We start from the raw sequence: 14443 nt of genomic DNA, 5'->3' as shown, positions 1-14443 counted from the left end.
GTCAGCGTGGCTGCGGGGTTTCGCGCAGGGCCGGCAAAAGCTAGGGTCGCGCCGCTGCACCCCCGGGAGAGACGCATGAACACGCAGGCCGGCACCGTGACGCCGATGATGGCGCAGTATCTGGAGATCAAGGCGGCGCATGCCGACGCGCTGCTGTTCTACCGGATGGGCGATTTCTACGAGATGTTCTTCGACGACGCGGTGGCCGCCGCCGAGGCGCTCGACATCGCGCTGACCAAGCGCGGCAAGCATATGGGCGAGGACATCGCGATGTGCGGCGTCCCGGTTCATGCCGCCGAAAGCTATTTGCTGACGCTGATCCGCAAGGGGTTTCGCGTGGCCATCGCCGAGCAGCTCGAAGACCCGGCCGAGGCCAAGAAGCGCGGCTCGAAATCGGTGGTGAAGCGCGACGTGGTGCGGCTCGTCACCCCCGGCACGCTGACCGAGGAGAGCCTTCTGGACGCGCGGCGGCACAACTTCCTCGCCGCATTCTCGGAGCTGCGCGACGACTGCGCCCTGGCATGGGTCGACATCTCGACCGGCGCGATCTCGGTGCTGGGCTGCGACCGGCTGGCGCTGGGCCCGGAGTTGGCGCGGCTGACCCCGAGCGAGCTCTTGGTCGACGAAAGCCTCGAACGGAGCTTGTCGGAGGTCACCTCGGGATTCGATCTGGCGGTGACGCCGCTGCACCGGGGGGCGTTCGACAGCGCCGGCGGCGCGGCGCGGCTGGCAGGCCTCTGGAAGGTCGCCTCGCTCGATGCCTTCGGATCGTTTTCGCGTGCCGAGATCTCGGCGATGGCGGCGCTGGTCGAATATCTGGAGCTGACCCAGAAAGGGAACCTGCCGCTGCTGCGCCCGCCGCATCAGGAGGCGCGGATGTCGGCGATGCGGATCGATGCCGCTACGCGCCGGTCGCTGGAGCTGACCCACGCGCTGCAGGGCGGGCGCGAAGGCTCTCTGCTGCATGCGATCGACCGCACGGTGACGGCGGGCGGGGCCCGGCTGCTGGAGCGGCGGGTGGCCTCGCCCTCCTGCAATCTTGACACCATCACGGGGCGCCAGCAGGCGGTGGCGCATCTGGTCGAGGAGGACCGGCTGCGCGGCGATCTGCGCGAGGCGCTTCGCGGCGCGCATGATCTCGACCGGGCGCTGTCGCGGCTCGCGCTCGACCGAGGCGGTCCGCGCGACATGGCGGCGATCCGCGCCACGCTCGACGTCGCAGACCGGATCGCCGCCTTGGCCGAGGGGCGCGACCTGCCCGGGCCGCTGGCCGAGGCGATGCGTAGCCTGAGCGGACAGGAGGCGCTGCATGCCCTACTCGACGAGGCGCTGGTGGCCGAGCCGCCGCTTCTGGCGCGCGATGGTGGCTTCGTCGCGGCGGGCTATGACGCCGATCTCGACGCGGCGCGACGGTTGCGCGACGAGGGGCGCGGTGTGATCGCCGCGATGCAGGCCCAATATGCTACGGAAACCGGTGTTCAGAGCCTGAAGATCAAGCACAACAACGTGCTGGGCTATTTCATCGAGACCACCGCCACCCATGCCGCGAAGATGCTGGCGCCGCCGCTTTCCGAGCGGTTCATTCATCGCCAGACCACTGCGAACCAGGTGCGGTTCACGACCGTGGAGCTGAACGAGATCGAAACCCGCATCCTGAACGCGGGCGGTCACGCGCTGGAGCTTGAAAAACGGGTCTATGACAGGCTGAAATCGGCCATTCTCGATCATGCCGCGCCGCTCGGGCAGCTGGCCCGGGCGCTGTCCAAGATCGATCTCGCGGCCGGTCTCGCCGATCTGGCGCGCGGCGCGGATTGGTGCCGACCGCAGCTCGATGACAGCCGCGCGTTTCACGTGGAATCCGGTCGCCACCCGGTGGTCGAGCAGGCGCTGCGCCGCGCTGGCGAGACCTTCGTCGGCAATGACTGCGATCTCGGCGATGCGCCGCTCTGGCTGCTGACGGGGCCGAACATGGCGGGCAAATCGACCTTCCTGCGGCAGAACGCGCTGATCGCGGTGCTGGCGCAAATCGGCAGCTACGTGCCCGCGGCCTCGGCCCATATCGGTCTGGTCAGCCAGATATTCAGCCGCGTCGGCGCCTCCGACGACCTGGCGCGCGGCCGCTCCACCTTCATGGTCGAGATGGTCGAAACGGCGGCGATCCTGAACCAGGCGGACGACCGCGCCTTGGTCATCCTCGACGAGATCGGGCGCGGCACCGCCACCTATGACGGGCTCTCGATCGCCTGGGCGGTGCTGGAGCATCTGCACGACGTGAACCGCTGCCGCGGCATCTTCGCCACCCATTACCACGAGATGACCCAGCTTGCCGCCAAGCTCGACGGCGTGGCGACCGCGACCGTCGCGGTGCGCGAATGGCAGGGCGAGGTGATCTTCCTGCACGAGGTGCGGCGCGGCAGTGCCGATCGCAGCTACGGCGTGCAGGTGGCGCGGCTCGCGGGGCTTCCGGCGGCGGTGGTCGATCGGGCGCGGGTGGTGCTGCAGGCCCTGGAGCAGGGCGAACGCGAAGGAGGTGGGCGGCGGCAGGCGCTGATCGACGATCTGCCGCTCTTTGCCGCCGTGAGCGCCGCTCCGGAACCCGCCGCGCCGGCGGTCTCGGCGGTGGAAGCGCGGCTGCGCGAACTGCATCCCGACGAGCTGACGCCGCGCGCCGCGCTCGAACTGGTCTACGAGTTGCACGGGCTGCTGCCCGCGTCGCGGGACCGCTGAAAAAAGAAAGGCGCGGCCATCGGCCACGCCTTCGATCACGTTTCAAATCGAACTTGCCCTTTCAACCCGCGTCGACCGGACAAGTTCCGAGAAAATTTCAGCTTTCCTTAAAGGAAGACACGCCGACCTGCGCCGGGCGCAGCAGCCGGTCATGCAGCAGGAAGCCCTGTGCCGCGACCTGGATGATCTCACCCGCCTTGGTGCCGGGCACCGGCGCCTCGAACATCGCCTGATGCATCTGCGGGTCGAACTTGTCGCCCACCTTCGGGTCAATCGGGTGGATACCGTGCTTCTTGAAGACGCTCAGCAGCTCGCGCATCGTCAGCTCGATTCCCTCGATCAGCGCCTTTTGCGCCTCGCGCTGGTCCTCGGCGATGGCGTCGAGGGCGCGTGAGAGGTTGTCATGCACCGGCAGCAGGTCGCGCGCGAGCTTGGAGCCGCCGTAGTTCTCGGCCTCGCGGCGATCGCGCTCCGCCCGCTTGCGGGTGTTCTCGGCATCGGCCAGCGCACGGATGAAACGGTCGCGGATCTCGTCGCGCTCGCGCTTGAGGATCTCGAGATCGTCCGAGCCCTCGGCGGCCTCGGCGCTCACTTCGCCGTTCTCGTCCACCTCTGCGGCCAGCTCGTCGAGGCTGCGCGGTTCGTCTTGCTCTGCCATCTATCGTCTTTCCCTTCAGGAGCGGTCGGAGACGAGGCGCCCGACCAACTGTGCTGTGTAGTCCACGATGGGCACGATCCGCCCGTAATTGAGACGGGTCGGCCCGATGACGCCCACGGCGCCGATGATCTTACGGTCGGCGTTCATATAAGGAGAAACCACCAGAGAGGAACCCGAAAGTGAGAAAAGCTTGTTCTCGGAGCCGATGAAAATCCGCACCCCGTCACCTTCTTCGGCAAGGTCAAGGAACTGCGCGATGTCACGTTTGCGTTCGAGATCGTCGAAGAGCAAACGGATCCGGTCCAGATCCGCCTCCTCGCCCGGGCCACCGAGCAGGTTTCCGCGACCCCTCACGATCAGGCGTTCGCCCTGCTCGCCCGGATTGACCCATGTGGCGAGGCCCGATTCGACGAGATCGGCGGCGAGCCGGTCGATCTCCTGCCGCCGGGCCGCGATCTCGCGCGAGATCACGCCAGCCAGTTCGCGCAACGTGTGACCGCCGGCGATGGCGTTGAGGAAATTCGCCGCTTCGCGCATCGAGGAAGGCGTCTGACCGGCCGGCGGGGTGAAGATGCGGTTCTCGACATGGCCATCGGCGAAGACCAGCACCACCAGCGCCCGATCCGGCGAAAGCGAGACGAATTCGACATGCTTGATCGGCGCCTCGTGCTTGGGCGTCAGCACCAGCGATGCGCCATGGGTGATCCCCGACAGCGCGTGTCCGACCCGGTCGAGCAGCGTGGTCACGTCGCCATCGGCCTCCTGCATCGACTGGTCGATGCGGCGGCGGTCCTCGCCATCGAGATCGCCGACCTCGAGAAGCCCGTCGACGAACATCCGCAGGCCCGTCTGGGTGGGAATCCGCCCGGCGCTGACATGCGGGCTGCCGAGCAGACCCAGATGTTCGAGATCCTGCATGGTGTTGCGAATGGTGGCGGCGGAGACCTTTTCCGACATGTGCCGGGTCAGCGTGCGCGATCCGACCGGGGCGCCGGTTTCGAGATAACCCTCGACCACGCGGCGGAACACCTCGCGGGAGCGGTCGTTCATATCCTCGATTCGGGGCGATCTGTCTGGCATCGCGGGTTTGGGTCCTGTCTGGGGGCACGGCACAGTAAGGGCGGCACCGGCAGGAGGTCAATGCGGCCCCATGCCGGCCTTGGATTTGTGGCCTGCAAGGCGTATGCGCAAGCCCGACATATGAAAGGATGAGACCATGCGCCCCTCCGGCCGGACCCCCGACGCGCTGCGCGCCGTCGAGATCGAAACGGGCTTCAACCGCCATGCGGAAGGCTCCTGCCTGATCCGCATGGGGGATACCCAGGTGATCTGCACCGCCACGGTCGAAGAGCGGGTGCCGCCGTTCAAGCGCAATTCCGGCCAGGGCTGGGTCACCGCCGAATACGGCATGCTGCCGCGTGCCACGAACAGCCGGATGCGACGTGAGGCCAAGGACAAGCAGTCGGGCCGCACCCAGGAGATCCAGCGTCTGATCGGCCGCAGCCTGCGCGCCGGGGTCGACTTCCACGCGCTCGGCGAGCGGCAGATCACCATCGATTGCGACGTTATCCAGGCCGATGGCGGCACGCGCTGCGCTTCGATCACCGGCGGTTGGGTCGCAATGAAGCTCGCGGTGCAAAAGCTGATGAGCGCCGGGCTGGTGAAGTCCGACCCACTCGGCGATCCGGTCTCGGCGGTGAGCTGCGGGCTCTATGCCGGGCAGCCGGTCCTCGATCTCGACTATCCCGAGGACAGCGAGGCCGGTGTCGATGGCAACTTCGTCATGATCGGGTCGAAGCTGATCGAGGTGCAGATGTCGGCCGAGGGCTCGACCTTTTCGCGCGAGCAGATGACCCAGCTTCTGGATCTTGCCGAAGCGGGCTGCGCCGAGCTGGCCCGGGCGCAGTTGCAGGCGACCGCCTGATGCGGCGCTTCACCGAGAAATCGCTGGTCGTGGCGACACACAATGCCGGCAAGCTGGAGGAATTCCGCGCCCTGCTCGGGCCGTTGGGGGTGACCGTGACCGGCAATGCCGATCACGGCCTGCCCGAACCCGAAGAGACCGAGCACAGTTTCGTCGGCAATGCCCGGATCAAGGCCCGCGCCGCCGTGGCCGCGACGGGCATTCCGGCATTGGCCGATGACAGCGGCCTTGAGGTCTTCGACCTCGATGGTCGCCCCGGGGTTCATACCGCGGATTGGGCCGAGACCGGGAATGGCCGCGATTTCGATATCGCCATGGAGCGGGTTCATCGCGAGCTGGAAGCGAGCGGCCGCCCTGCCCCGCATCGCGCCCGGTTCTGCTGCACGCTGGTGCTGTGCTGGCCCGACGGGCATGAAGAAGTTTTCGAGGGCTTCGCCGAAGGGCAGGTCGTCTGGCCGATGCGCGGTGCGCGGGGCCATGGCTACGACCCGATATTCATGCCGGATGGGCATGACATCACCTTCGCCGAGATGGATTCCTCGGACAAGAACGCTATGAGCCACCGGGCCCAAGCCGTCGAGAAATTGCGGGCCTGTCTTGGAGAATAGGGTCGAAAACTGGCAGAGGGGCGGGTTCGGTCTCTACCTGCACTGGCCTTTCTGTCAGGCCAAATGCCCCTATTGCGACTTCAACAGCCATGTCGCGCAGCGGATCGATCAGGACCGATGGGCCGCGGCCTATCTTACGGAACTCGACCGCTTGGCCGAGGAGACCGGGGATCGGATTCTCGGCTCGGTCTTTTTCGGCGGCGGTACACCAAGCCTGATGGAACCGCGCATCGTCGGGGCGATCCTCGACCGGATTTCGCGTCACTGGCGGTTGCGCAACGATTTCGAAGTGACCCTGGAAGCCAACCCGACCTCTATCGAGGCGGACCGGTTCACCGGATACCGCCATGCCGGGGTCAATCGCGTCTCGATGGGCATGCAGGCGCTGAACGACGTGGATCTGCGGCGGTTGGGACGCCTGCACAGTGTCGATGAGGGGCTTCGGGCCTTCGACATCGCGCGCAATGCCTTCGACCGGATCAGCTTTGACCTGATCTATGCGCGGCAGGATCAAAGCCCCGAAGCTTGGGAAAGCGAGCTGCGGCGGGCCATGGAGCTTTGCGCCGACCACCTTTCGCTTTATCAGCTTACGGTCGAGGAAGGCACGGCCTTTGGCGACCGGCTGGCGCGGGGCGGGCTTCGCGGTCTGCCGGACGAAGATCGTTCGGCGGAGATGTACGAGATCACCCAAGCGCTGACCACCGAAGCGGGCCTTCCGGCCTATGAGATATCGAACCACGCGGTTCCCGGCGCGGAGAGCCGGCACAACCTCGTCTATTGGCGCTCGGGCGATTGGATCGGGATCGGTCCGGGCGCGCATGGGCGGTTGGAATTCGACGGCATTCGTTATGCCACCGAAGCGCCGAAAGCGCCCGGAGCCTGGCTTTCGCAGGTCGAAAGTGGTCGTGGTGGCGAGATCGATCGCGTACGGCTTTCGCCGCTCGAAGGCGTCGAAGAACGCCTTATGATGGGGCTGCGGTTGGCAGAGGGTGTGCAGCTTCCGGAGAAGATCGATCTCCTCGCCGAGGATTTCGACCGGCGCGTGGATGCGCTGATGGAATTGGGTCTCTTGAACAGAGTTCAGGACCGGCTCGTCGCCTCAGAGGCGGGCCGACCGATCCTGAACGGCGTGTTGCGGGAATTGCTGGCCTAGGAGGGCTCAGTTCCCCGAGAGCACTCGAAGGATGTCGTCCAACTGCTCCAGATCGCGATAGCGCATCGAGATACGGCCGCCCTCCCCTTGGCTATCGTGATCGATGCTCACTGGCATTTGCAGCGTCGCGGAAAGCTCGCTCTCGATCTGAAGGGTATCGGCATCCTTGCTCGGCTTGCGTGCGGCCTTCGGTGTCGGTGCCTTGCCGGGTTTGCGGACCAGCGATTCAGCGTCGCGCACCGACATGCCCTTGAGCAGGATCTGGCGCGCGAGGCTGGAGGCATGTTCGTTGCCGACCAAGGTCCGCGCATGGCCGGCCGTCAGCTGGCCGGTCGTCAGCATTTCCTGCACATCCGCGGGAAGCGACAGGAGACGCATCAAGTTCGCGATATGGCTCCGGCTCTTGCCGAGCGCGCTGGCCAGTTGCTCTTGCGTATGGCCGAACCGGTCCATCAGCTGCCGATAACCGGCGGCTTCGTCGATCGCATTGAGATCGGCCCGCTGGATGTTCTCGATGATCGCGACTTCGAGAACCTCGGTGTCGCTGTATTCGCGGATCAGTACCGGGAGTTCGTGCAGTTTCGCGATCTGCGAAGCGCGCCAGCGGCGTTCACCGGCGACGATTTCGAAATAGCCGTCGCGATTGGGATCACGGCGCACGATCAGCGGCTGGATCACGCCCTTTTCACGGATCGAGGATGCGAGTTCCTCGAGCGCCGTCTCGTCGAAATGGCGCCGTGGCTGGTCCGGATTGGGACGGATCTTTTCGATCGGAACCATCATGTCGGGACGCCTTGCCTGTTCTGCGGTGGTCTGATCCTGGGTCACATCGGCCATGAGGGCGGAAAGCCCCCGCCCGAGACCGCGCGTCTTCTGCTTTTCGGCCATATCCGCTCTCATCCCTCCCGTTCAATGACTTCTGCGGCCAGATCCAGATAGGCCTTGGTGCCCGCGCAGGCGGGATCGTAATCAAGAACCGGCATGGCATGGGACGGCGCTTCGCTCAACCGCACATTGCGCGGGATTACCGTCTTGAACACGAGATCGCCCAAGGTGCCGCGCGCGTCGGCCTCGACCTGCTGGGACAGGTTGTTGCGGCGATCATACATGGTCAGGACGATGCCCTCGATCCGCAGGGCTTCATTGGCGGTGCTGCGCACCTCGCGCAATGTCAGCATGAGCTGCGAGAGGCCTTCAAGAGCGAAGAACTCGCTCTGCAAAGGCACGATCATCGAGCCGGCGGCGACCATCGCGTTGATGGTGAGAAGGTTCAGCGCCGGGGGACAATCGATCAGAACGTAGTCGTAGTCGCCCCTGTCGGCGATAAGCTCAGCCAGACGACGCTGCAGCATGCGACTGCGGCCGCCCGAGGCCATCAGCTCGGCATCGGCGGAGCTCAGATCGGTCGTCGCCGGGATGATATCCAGCCCATAGACCTGCGTCCCATGTATCCCCTCCGACGCGGGATCCTGCCCCAGTAGCAGATCGTAGGTAGTGGATCGACGATCACCGGCGGCAAGCCCGAGGCCCGTCGAGGCGTTGCCCTGGGGGTCCATGTCGACCAGCAGGACCCGGCGCCCGGCCTTGGCCAAAGCCGCGCCGAGGTTGATCGCCGTGGTGGTTTTCCCGACCCCGCCCTTCTGGTTGGCAAGGGCGATGATACGACAGGTCTCAGGCATGGGTCAGGTTGCTCACGAGCAGGATACGGGCTGCGGGGTCGGTGACACTCTGTCGGGCATCGACGTCGAATTGCCAAGACCTACGTGCTTCGGCGATCTCGGCTGCGTAGGTCTGTCCCTTCAGGAACACGCATCGCCCGCCCGGCGCAAGGTGCCGGTGCGCATAGGACAGTAGATCCGTCAGCGGCGCCAAGGCACGCGCGCTGATTGTTGCCGCCCCCAAGGGAGCGAGCTGCTCGACCCGCGTGCAGTGGACGGTCAGGGAGAGATCTAGCTCCCTTCCAGCGGTTCGCAGGAACGCCGCTTTCCGTTGGTCGCTTTCGACCAGATGCAAGTCGAGACCATTTTCCTGCTCGGCAGCCAAGATGGCCACCACGATCCCTGGGAATCCGCCCCCTGATCCGAAATCCGCCCAAGTTCCAGGCGCGTTAGGAAGGAAGTCAGCGAGTTGCAGGGAATCGGCAATGTGCCGGGTTTCGACCTGCTCCAGGTCAGATTTGGAAACGAGATTAATCGCCGGGGACCATTTGCGGACAAGTGCGGCGTAAGCGATCAAGCGTTCTCGTGTTTCACGTGAAACACCCAAGTCGAAAAAAACGCTGTCAGCGGTCATGCGGCCGACCGGCGGCTGGCGTTGATAAGCAGAAGCATACCGGCCGCGGTCATACCCTCGATCTTGCCAGCTTCGCCTACCGACCGGGGGCGCGCCGCCTCGAGTTTCTGCCGCAACTCATTCGAGAGACCGGGCAAGCTGGCGTAATCGAGATCCATTGGAAGACGACGTGCTTCGTCGCGCCGGATCGAGTCGGCGTCACGATCTTGTCTCTGCGCGTAGGCGCTATAGATCGCATCGTTCTTCAGTTGAACCGCGGTATCAGTGTCGATTTCGGCCAGTTCAGGCTCGATGGCACGCAGCATTTTGAAACCGACATCGGCGATGCTCAGGGCCTCGATACCGTCCTTTCTCGGACGATCCGGGTTGAGATTTGCACCTTGTGCGGCAAGATCCCGCGGCGCGAAACTCAGCTTCGCAAGTTTCAAACGCCCGGCTTCGAGACGGTCCATCTTGGCCGAGAACCGTTCCCAGCGCACCTCATCCACGCACCCGGCAGCGTGCCCCATGGGTGTCAGCCGCTGATCTGCGTTGTCCGCGCGAAGCGACAGCCGGAACTCCGCCCGCGAGGTGAACATGCGATAGGGCTCGGTCACACCCCGCGTGACGAGGTCGTCGATCATTACACCAATATAGCTGGATGTCCGGCTGAACTCCGGGGGCGTACGATCCAAAGCCTCTGACGCTGCGGCGAGGCCGGCGGCGCAGCCTTGGGCGGCCGCCTCCTCGTAGCCGGTCGTGCCATTGATCTGTCCCGCAAGGTACAGCCCCGGGACGTCCTTCAGCTCCAGTCCGCGCGTCAGCGCTCGGGGGTCGATGTAATCATACTCGATGGCGTAGCCAGGCTGTTCGATACGGACGTTTTCCAGCCCCGCCATCGCGCGGATGAAGGTCTCCTGCACCTCAATGGGCAGCGAGGTGGAAATGCCATTCGGATAGATCGTGTCGGTATTCAGCCCCTCGGGTTCGAGGAAGACCTGATGGCTCTCCTTCTCGGCAAACCGAACGACCTTGTCTTCGATCGAAGGACAATAGCGCGGGCCGGTGCCGCTGATATTGCCGCTATGCATTGCCGATTTCGAGAGGTTCGCGCGGATCACGTCGTGAGCTTCGGGATTGGTATGGGTGATACCACAGGAAATCTGACGCGCTTCGGGACGCTTGTTCAGGAACGACAGCATCACCGGATCGTCGTCGCCCGGCTGCATTTCCAAGCGCGCCCAATCGATCGTCTTTCCGTCCAAGCGCGCCGGCGTGCCGGTCTTGAGTCGGCCCATCTGCAATCCGAAACCGTCGATACGCTCCGCGAGACGGGTCGAGGCCTCGTCCCCTACCCGACCGCCTGGCCGTGTTTCCGCACCGAAATGCAGCACGCCGCGCAGGAAGGTTCCGGTGGTCAGAATGACGCTCCGAGCGTCCAGCCGCGTTCCATCAGCGAGGTCGACGCCGCAGATCCGACCGCCGCGCTCGACCAGGTCGTAGACCTCGCCTTCGACGAGATCGAGGTTTTCGATCGCATTCAACTCCGCCTGCATGCGGCTACGATAGATGTCGCGATCCGCTTGAAGCCGCGGGCCTTGGACGGCGGGGCCCTTACGTCGGTTCAAAAGGCGGAACTGGATGCCCGACGCATCCGCCACTCGCCCCATCAGGCCGTCGAGAGCATCGACTTCGCGGACGAGATGCCCCTTGCCCAAGCCACCGATCGCAGGATTGCAGGACATCGCGCCGATCGTCGCAATCTTCATCGTCACCAGGGCCGTCTTCGCGCCCATGCGACTTGCGATGGCAGCAGCTTCGACGCCGGCATGACCACCACCGACCACCACGATGTCGTAGGATTTCTGTTTCACGTGAAACAACTCCTATTTCCCGATACAGAAGCTGGAGAAGATCTCCCCGAGGATATCCTCCACATCGACCCGACCGACGAGGCTGTCAAGCGCCCTGACGGCAAGTCGGAGTTCTTCCGCCGCCAAGTCGAGGCTCATGGTTCCTTCCAGCAGGATGTTACGGCAACGATTGATGTGTAAGATGCCATCACGCAAAGCCAGGCGATGCCGTTCCCTGATCGCGACCCCGGCCCCTAGGGTCCTTTCCGAAAGACGGCCGGCAATTTCATCGAGTAGCTCGGCAACACCGGTGCCGGTCTTGCCGGAAATCCCCGGCCGCGGATCCGCTTCCAGATCCGCGCGTCCGATCCGAACGATGTCGTCCGGGCCGGAGATGCCGTCGTCATAAACTTCCGGCGCCACGAGATGCAGCCGCAGATCGGCACTCGCGGCGCGGCTTCGCGCCCGCGCGATCCCGATGGCTTCAACCTCGTCGTCGGAATCGCGCAACCCGGCCGTATCGAGCAGCGTAACTGGCAAACCACGAAGCTCCATCCGGACCTCGATCACGTCGCGCGTGGTTCCCGGCACATCCGAGATGATCGCCGCGTCACGACCGGCCAAGTAATTGAGAAGCGTAGACTTTCCCATGTTGGGCGCCCCGATGATCGCCACCTCGAACCCTTCGCGGATTCGTTCGGCGGCCCCGACGCCCTCCATCTCCCGGCGCATCGCCGTCTCGCAGCGATCGAGCAACTCGATCACCTCAGGCGTGACGTCGACAGGCACATCCTCCTCCGCGAAATCGATCACCGCCTCGAGAAGCGCCATGGCGCGGAGGAGATCCCGCTTCCACAGATCCGCCTTCTCGCCGAGACCGCCGGCCATGCTGCGCATCGCCTGCCGCCGCTGCGCCTCGGTCTCCGCGTCGATGAGATCGGCCAAGCCTTCGACCTGCGACAGGTCGAGACGCCCATTCTCGAGCGCCTGCCGCGTGAATTCTCCGGCTTCCGCCAAGCGTAGCCCCGGCATTTCGGACAGGCGCGCCAGAACGGCGTTGATCACGGCGCGGCTGCCATGAAGGTGCAGTTCGACCACCTCGGCCCCGGTGAAGCTGCGCCCCTCGGCAAAGGTCAGCACCAGCGCCTCGTCGAGCGCCTCCCCGTCCCCGTCCCGCAGCGTTCTCAGACCGCGCCCATGCTCGGGCAGCGCACCCGCCATCCGTTCGGCCGCGCGGCGCGCCGAAGGGCCGGAGATGCGAACGACGGCGACCCCGGCGCGCCCGCGCGCCGTGGCCAAGGCATAGATCGTGTCCATGGAGAAGTCCTCGCGCGTACCGCGTCAGGTGTTCATGGAGTCGAAGAAGTCCGAGTTGGTCTTGGTCTGCTTCAGCTTCGAGATCAGGAACTCGATCGCGTCGGTGGTTCCCATCGGGTTCAGGATGCGGCGCAGCACATAGGTCTTCTGAAGATCGACCTTCTCGACCAGAAGATCCTCCTTACGGGTGCCGGATTTGAGAATGTCCATCGCCGGGAAGACGCGCTTGTCCGCCACCTTGCGGTCGAGCACGATCTCGGAGTTGCCGGTGCCCTTGAACTCCTCGAAGATCACCTCGTCCATGCGGCTGCCGGTGTCGATCAGCGCCGTCGCGATGATGGTGAGCGAGCCGCCCTCCTCGATGTTGCGCGCCGCGCCGAAGAACCGCTTGGGCCGCTGCAGCGCGTTGGCGTCGACACCGCCGGTCAGCACCTTGCCCGATGACGGAACCGTGGTGTTGAAGGCGCGGCCCAGGCGGGTAATCGAATCCAGCAGGATGACCACGTCGCGCTTGTGCTCGACGAGGCGCTTGGCCTTCTCGATCACCATCTCGGACACGGCCACGTGCCGTGTCGCGGGCTCGTCGAAGGTCGAGGAGACGACCTCGCCCTTGACCGAGCGCTGCATGTCGGTGACCTCCTCGGGCCGCTCGTCGATCAGCAGCACGATGAGATAGCACTCGGGATGGTTCTTCTCGATCGAGTGGGCGATGTTCTGCAGGAGCACCGTCTTGCCGGTGCGCGGCGGCGCCACGATGAGCGAACGCTGGCCCTTGCCGATCGGCGCCACCAGATCGATGATCCGGGCCGAGCGATCCTTGGTCGCGGCCTCTTCCTCGACTTCCATCTTAAGCCGCTCATCGGGATAGAGCGGCGTGAGGTTGTCGAAGGCGACCTTGTGGCGGGCGCGGTCGGGATCCTCGAAGTTGATCTTCTCGACGCTGACCAGAGCGAAGTAACGCTCGTTCTCGTTCGGCTCCTGGATCACGCCCTCGACCGTGTCGCCGGTGCGCAGGGAGAACTGGCGGATCATGTCGGGCGAGACGTAGATGTCATCGGGACCCGGCAGATAGTTGGCCTCGGGGCTGCGCAGGAAGCCGAAGCCGTCCTGCAGCACCTCGAGCACGCCGTCGCCGCCGATGACCCAGTCCTCCTCGGCGCGCTCCTTGAGGATGGCGAACATCATGTCGCCCTTGCGCATGGTCGAGGCGTTCTCGATCTCCAGCTCTTCAGCCAGCGAGAGAAGATCCTTCGGGCTCTGCGCCTTGAGATCGGCGAGGTTCAGGCGGTCCTGGGACATGGGAAACGGTCCTGTGGCAGCCCGCGGGCCGCTCTTGTCGGTCGTGAAAATGGAATCGCTTTGCCCGGACGGGCAAGCGGGAGCAGTCTTAGGCGTGGATAAGTCGCACGTCAACGCCGCGCAGCGGGATGCCTCAGAACGGGCGCACCACCACCGCCACCACGATCACCAGCAAGAGCAGCGTCGGCACCTCGTTGGCGATGCGGTATTGCCTGCCGCTGCGACTGTTGGTGCCTGCGGCGAACTCCTTGCGCCGCTTCGACAGCCAGCCATGCATCCCGGTCATCGCCAGCACCGCGGCCGCCTTGATCCAGGGCCAGGGCTCGGACCAGTCAACGACGCCGAAGGAGATCAGCAGCAGCCCGAAGAGCCAGGTCGAGATCATCGCCGGCCCCATGATCAGCTTCAGGAGCTTCGTCTCCATGATCTGGAAGGTCTCGTCGAGCTGCGAGCCGCTCTCTGCCCGCTCCGCGTGATACACGAAGAGCCGGGGCAGGTAGAACATGCCCGCCATCCACGCCACGAAGGACAGGATGTGTCCCGTCTTTATCCACGGATAGGCGTAGGCGGCGAAGTCGGTCATCTCGGTCCCTCTCTCAGACCGGGTCCTTCTCAAATGAATAAGGATAAAAG

13 protein-coding genes are annotated in these 14443 nt (G+C 64.9%); 4 read left to right on the top strand and 9 right to left on the bottom strand.

The annotated features are described in order from the left end of the window. The first annotated feature begins 75 nt into the window (after positions 1-75). A complete protein-coding gene (gene mutS / locus ACRAQ3_RS15420) occupies positions 76-2727 on the top strand; it encodes a DNA mismatch repair protein MutS (protein WP_432255205.1) in 2652 nt (883 codons plus the stop codon). A 97-nt stretch (positions 2728-2824) separates the two neighbouring features. On the opposite strand, the gene ACRAQ3_RS15415 is transcribed toward mutS, so the two are convergent. Beyond that, positions 2825-3385: a nucleotide exchange factor GrpE gene (locus ACRAQ3_RS15415; RefSeq protein WP_085895172.1), complete on the bottom strand. Its 561-nt coding sequence runs from the start codon at positions 3383-3385 to the stop codon at positions 2825-2827. 15 nt (positions 3386-3400) lie between these two features. Next, on the bottom strand, positions 3401-4435 hold the full coding sequence (gene hrcA / locus ACRAQ3_RS15410; protein WP_432255204.1) for a heat-inducible transcriptional repressor HrcA: 1035 nt from the start codon (positions 4433-4435) through the stop codon (positions 3401-3403). Positions 4436-4601: 166 nt separating this feature from the next. Here hrcA and rph point away from each other — a divergent pair, with 166 nt between their 5' ends. The 3 genes from rph to hemW are packed head-to-tail and all read left to right on the top strand — an operon-like array spanning position 4602 to position 7070. Beyond that, the gene (gene rph, locus ACRAQ3_RS15405; protein WP_432255203.1) at positions 4602-5309 is read left to right on the top strand and encodes a ribonuclease PH; all 708 of its coding nucleotides are present in this window, start codon (positions 4602-4604) and stop codon (positions 5307-5309) included. Then, positions 5309-5917 carry an RdgB/HAM1 family non-canonical purine NTP pyrophosphatase gene (gene rdgB / locus ACRAQ3_RS15400; RefSeq protein WP_432255202.1) on the top strand — a complete coding sequence of 203 codons (609 nt, stop codon included), beginning with the start codon at positions 5309-5311 and terminating at the stop codon, positions 5915-5917. The genes rph and rdgB overlap by 1 nt, the downstream gene beginning before the upstream one ends. Then, positions 5907-7070 (top strand): radical SAM family heme chaperone HemW, encoded by a 1164-nt coding sequence (gene hemW / locus ACRAQ3_RS15395; protein WP_432255201.1) that lies wholly within the window; start codon positions 5907-5909, stop codon positions 7068-7070. The genes rdgB and hemW overlap by 11 nt, the downstream gene beginning before the upstream one ends. A gap of 6 nt (positions 7071-7076) precedes the next feature. On the opposite strand, the gene ACRAQ3_RS15390 is transcribed toward hemW, so the two are convergent. From ACRAQ3_RS15390 to hemJ, 7 genes are all read right to left on the bottom strand, one after another. Then, positions 7077-7958, bottom strand: coding sequence for a ParB/RepB/Spo0J family partition protein (locus ACRAQ3_RS15390; RefSeq protein ID WP_269397358.1), 882 nt, complete (start codon positions 7956-7958; stop codon positions 7077-7079). 8 nt (positions 7959-7966) lie between these two features. Next, positions 7967-8749, bottom strand: a complete 783-nt coding sequence (locus ACRAQ3_RS15385) for a ParA family protein (RefSeq protein WP_432255200.1) — start codon at positions 8747-8749, stop codon at positions 7967-7969. Continuing rightward, a complete protein-coding gene (rsmG, locus tag ACRAQ3_RS15380) occupies positions 8742-9362 on the bottom strand; it encodes a 16S rRNA (guanine(527)-N(7))-methyltransferase RsmG (RefSeq protein ID WP_432255199.1) in 621 nt (206 codons plus the stop codon). The genes ACRAQ3_RS15385 and rsmG overlap by 8 nt, the downstream gene beginning before the upstream one ends. Continuing rightward, entirely contained in the window at positions 9359-11224 is a 1866-nt protein-coding gene (gene mnmG / locus ACRAQ3_RS15375; protein ID WP_432255198.1) for a tRNA uridine-5-carboxymethylaminomethyl(34) synthesis enzyme MnmG, read from the bottom strand. The genes rsmG and mnmG overlap by 4 nt, the downstream gene beginning before the upstream one ends. A gap of 3 nt (positions 11225-11227) precedes the next feature. After that, positions 11228-12511, bottom strand: coding sequence for a tRNA uridine-5-carboxymethylaminomethyl(34) synthesis GTPase MnmE (gene mnmE, locus ACRAQ3_RS15370; protein ID WP_432255197.1), 1284 nt, complete (start codon positions 12509-12511; stop codon positions 11228-11230). Between the two features lie 24 nt (positions 12512-12535). Then, entirely contained in the window at positions 12536-13810 is a 1275-nt protein-coding gene (gene rho, locus ACRAQ3_RS15365; RefSeq protein ID WP_269397353.1) for a transcription termination factor Rho, read from the bottom strand. 133 nt (positions 13811-13943) lie between these two features. Next, positions 13944-14393, bottom strand: coding sequence for a protoporphyrinogen oxidase HemJ (hemJ, locus tag ACRAQ3_RS15360; protein ID WP_269397352.1), 450 nt, complete (start codon positions 14391-14393; stop codon positions 13944-13946). Positions 14394-14443 lie beyond the last annotated feature (50 nt).

It is taken from the genome of Limimaricola sp. AA108-03 (assembly GCF_050847355.1).
In the GTDB taxonomy this organism is placed as follows: Bacteria; Pseudomonadota; Alphaproteobacteria; order Rhodobacterales; family Rhodobacteraceae; genus Limimaricola.
This window is presented reverse-complemented; position numbering and strand designations above follow the sequence as displayed.

Coding starts and splice junctions, on each gene's coding strand:
- mutS (WP_432255205.1), top strand. CDS start 76: ATGAACACGCAGGCCGGCACCGTGACGCCGATGATGGCGCAGTATCTG.
- ACRAQ3_RS15415 (WP_085895172.1), bottom strand. CDS start 3,385: ATGGCAGAGCAAGACGAACCGCGCAGCCTCGACGAGCTGGCCGCAGAG.
- hrcA (WP_432255204.1), bottom strand. CDS start 4,435: ATGAACGACCGCTCCCGCGAGGTGTTCCGCCGCGTGGTCGAGGGTTAT.
- rph (WP_432255203.1), top strand. CDS start 4,602: ATGCGCCCCTCCGGCCGGACCCCCGACGCGCTGCGCGCCGTCGAGATC.
- rdgB (WP_432255202.1), top strand. CDS start 5,309: ATGCGGCGCTTCACCGAGAAATCGCTGGTCGTGGCGACACACAATGCC.
- ACRAQ3_RS15390 (WP_269397358.1), bottom strand. CDS start 7,958: ATGGCCGAAAAGCAGAAGACGCGCGGTCTCGGGCGGGGGCTTTCCGCC.
- ACRAQ3_RS15385 (WP_432255200.1), bottom strand. CDS start 8,749: ATGCCTGAGACCTGTCGTATCATCGCCCTTGCCAACCAGAAGGGCGGG.
- rsmG (WP_432255199.1), bottom strand. CDS start 9,362: ATGACCGCTGACAGCGTTTTTTTCGACTTGGGTGTTTCACGTGAAACA.
- mnmE (WP_432255197.1), bottom strand. CDS start 12,511: ATGGACACGATCTATGCCTTGGCCACGGCGCGCGGGCGCGCCGGGGTC.
- rho (WP_269397353.1), bottom strand. CDS start 13,810: ATGTCCCAGGACCGCCTGAACCTCGCCGATCTCAAGGCGCAGAGCCCG.
- hemJ (WP_269397352.1), bottom strand. CDS start 14,393: ATGACCGACTTCGCCGCCTACGCCTATCCGTGGATAAAGACGGGACAC.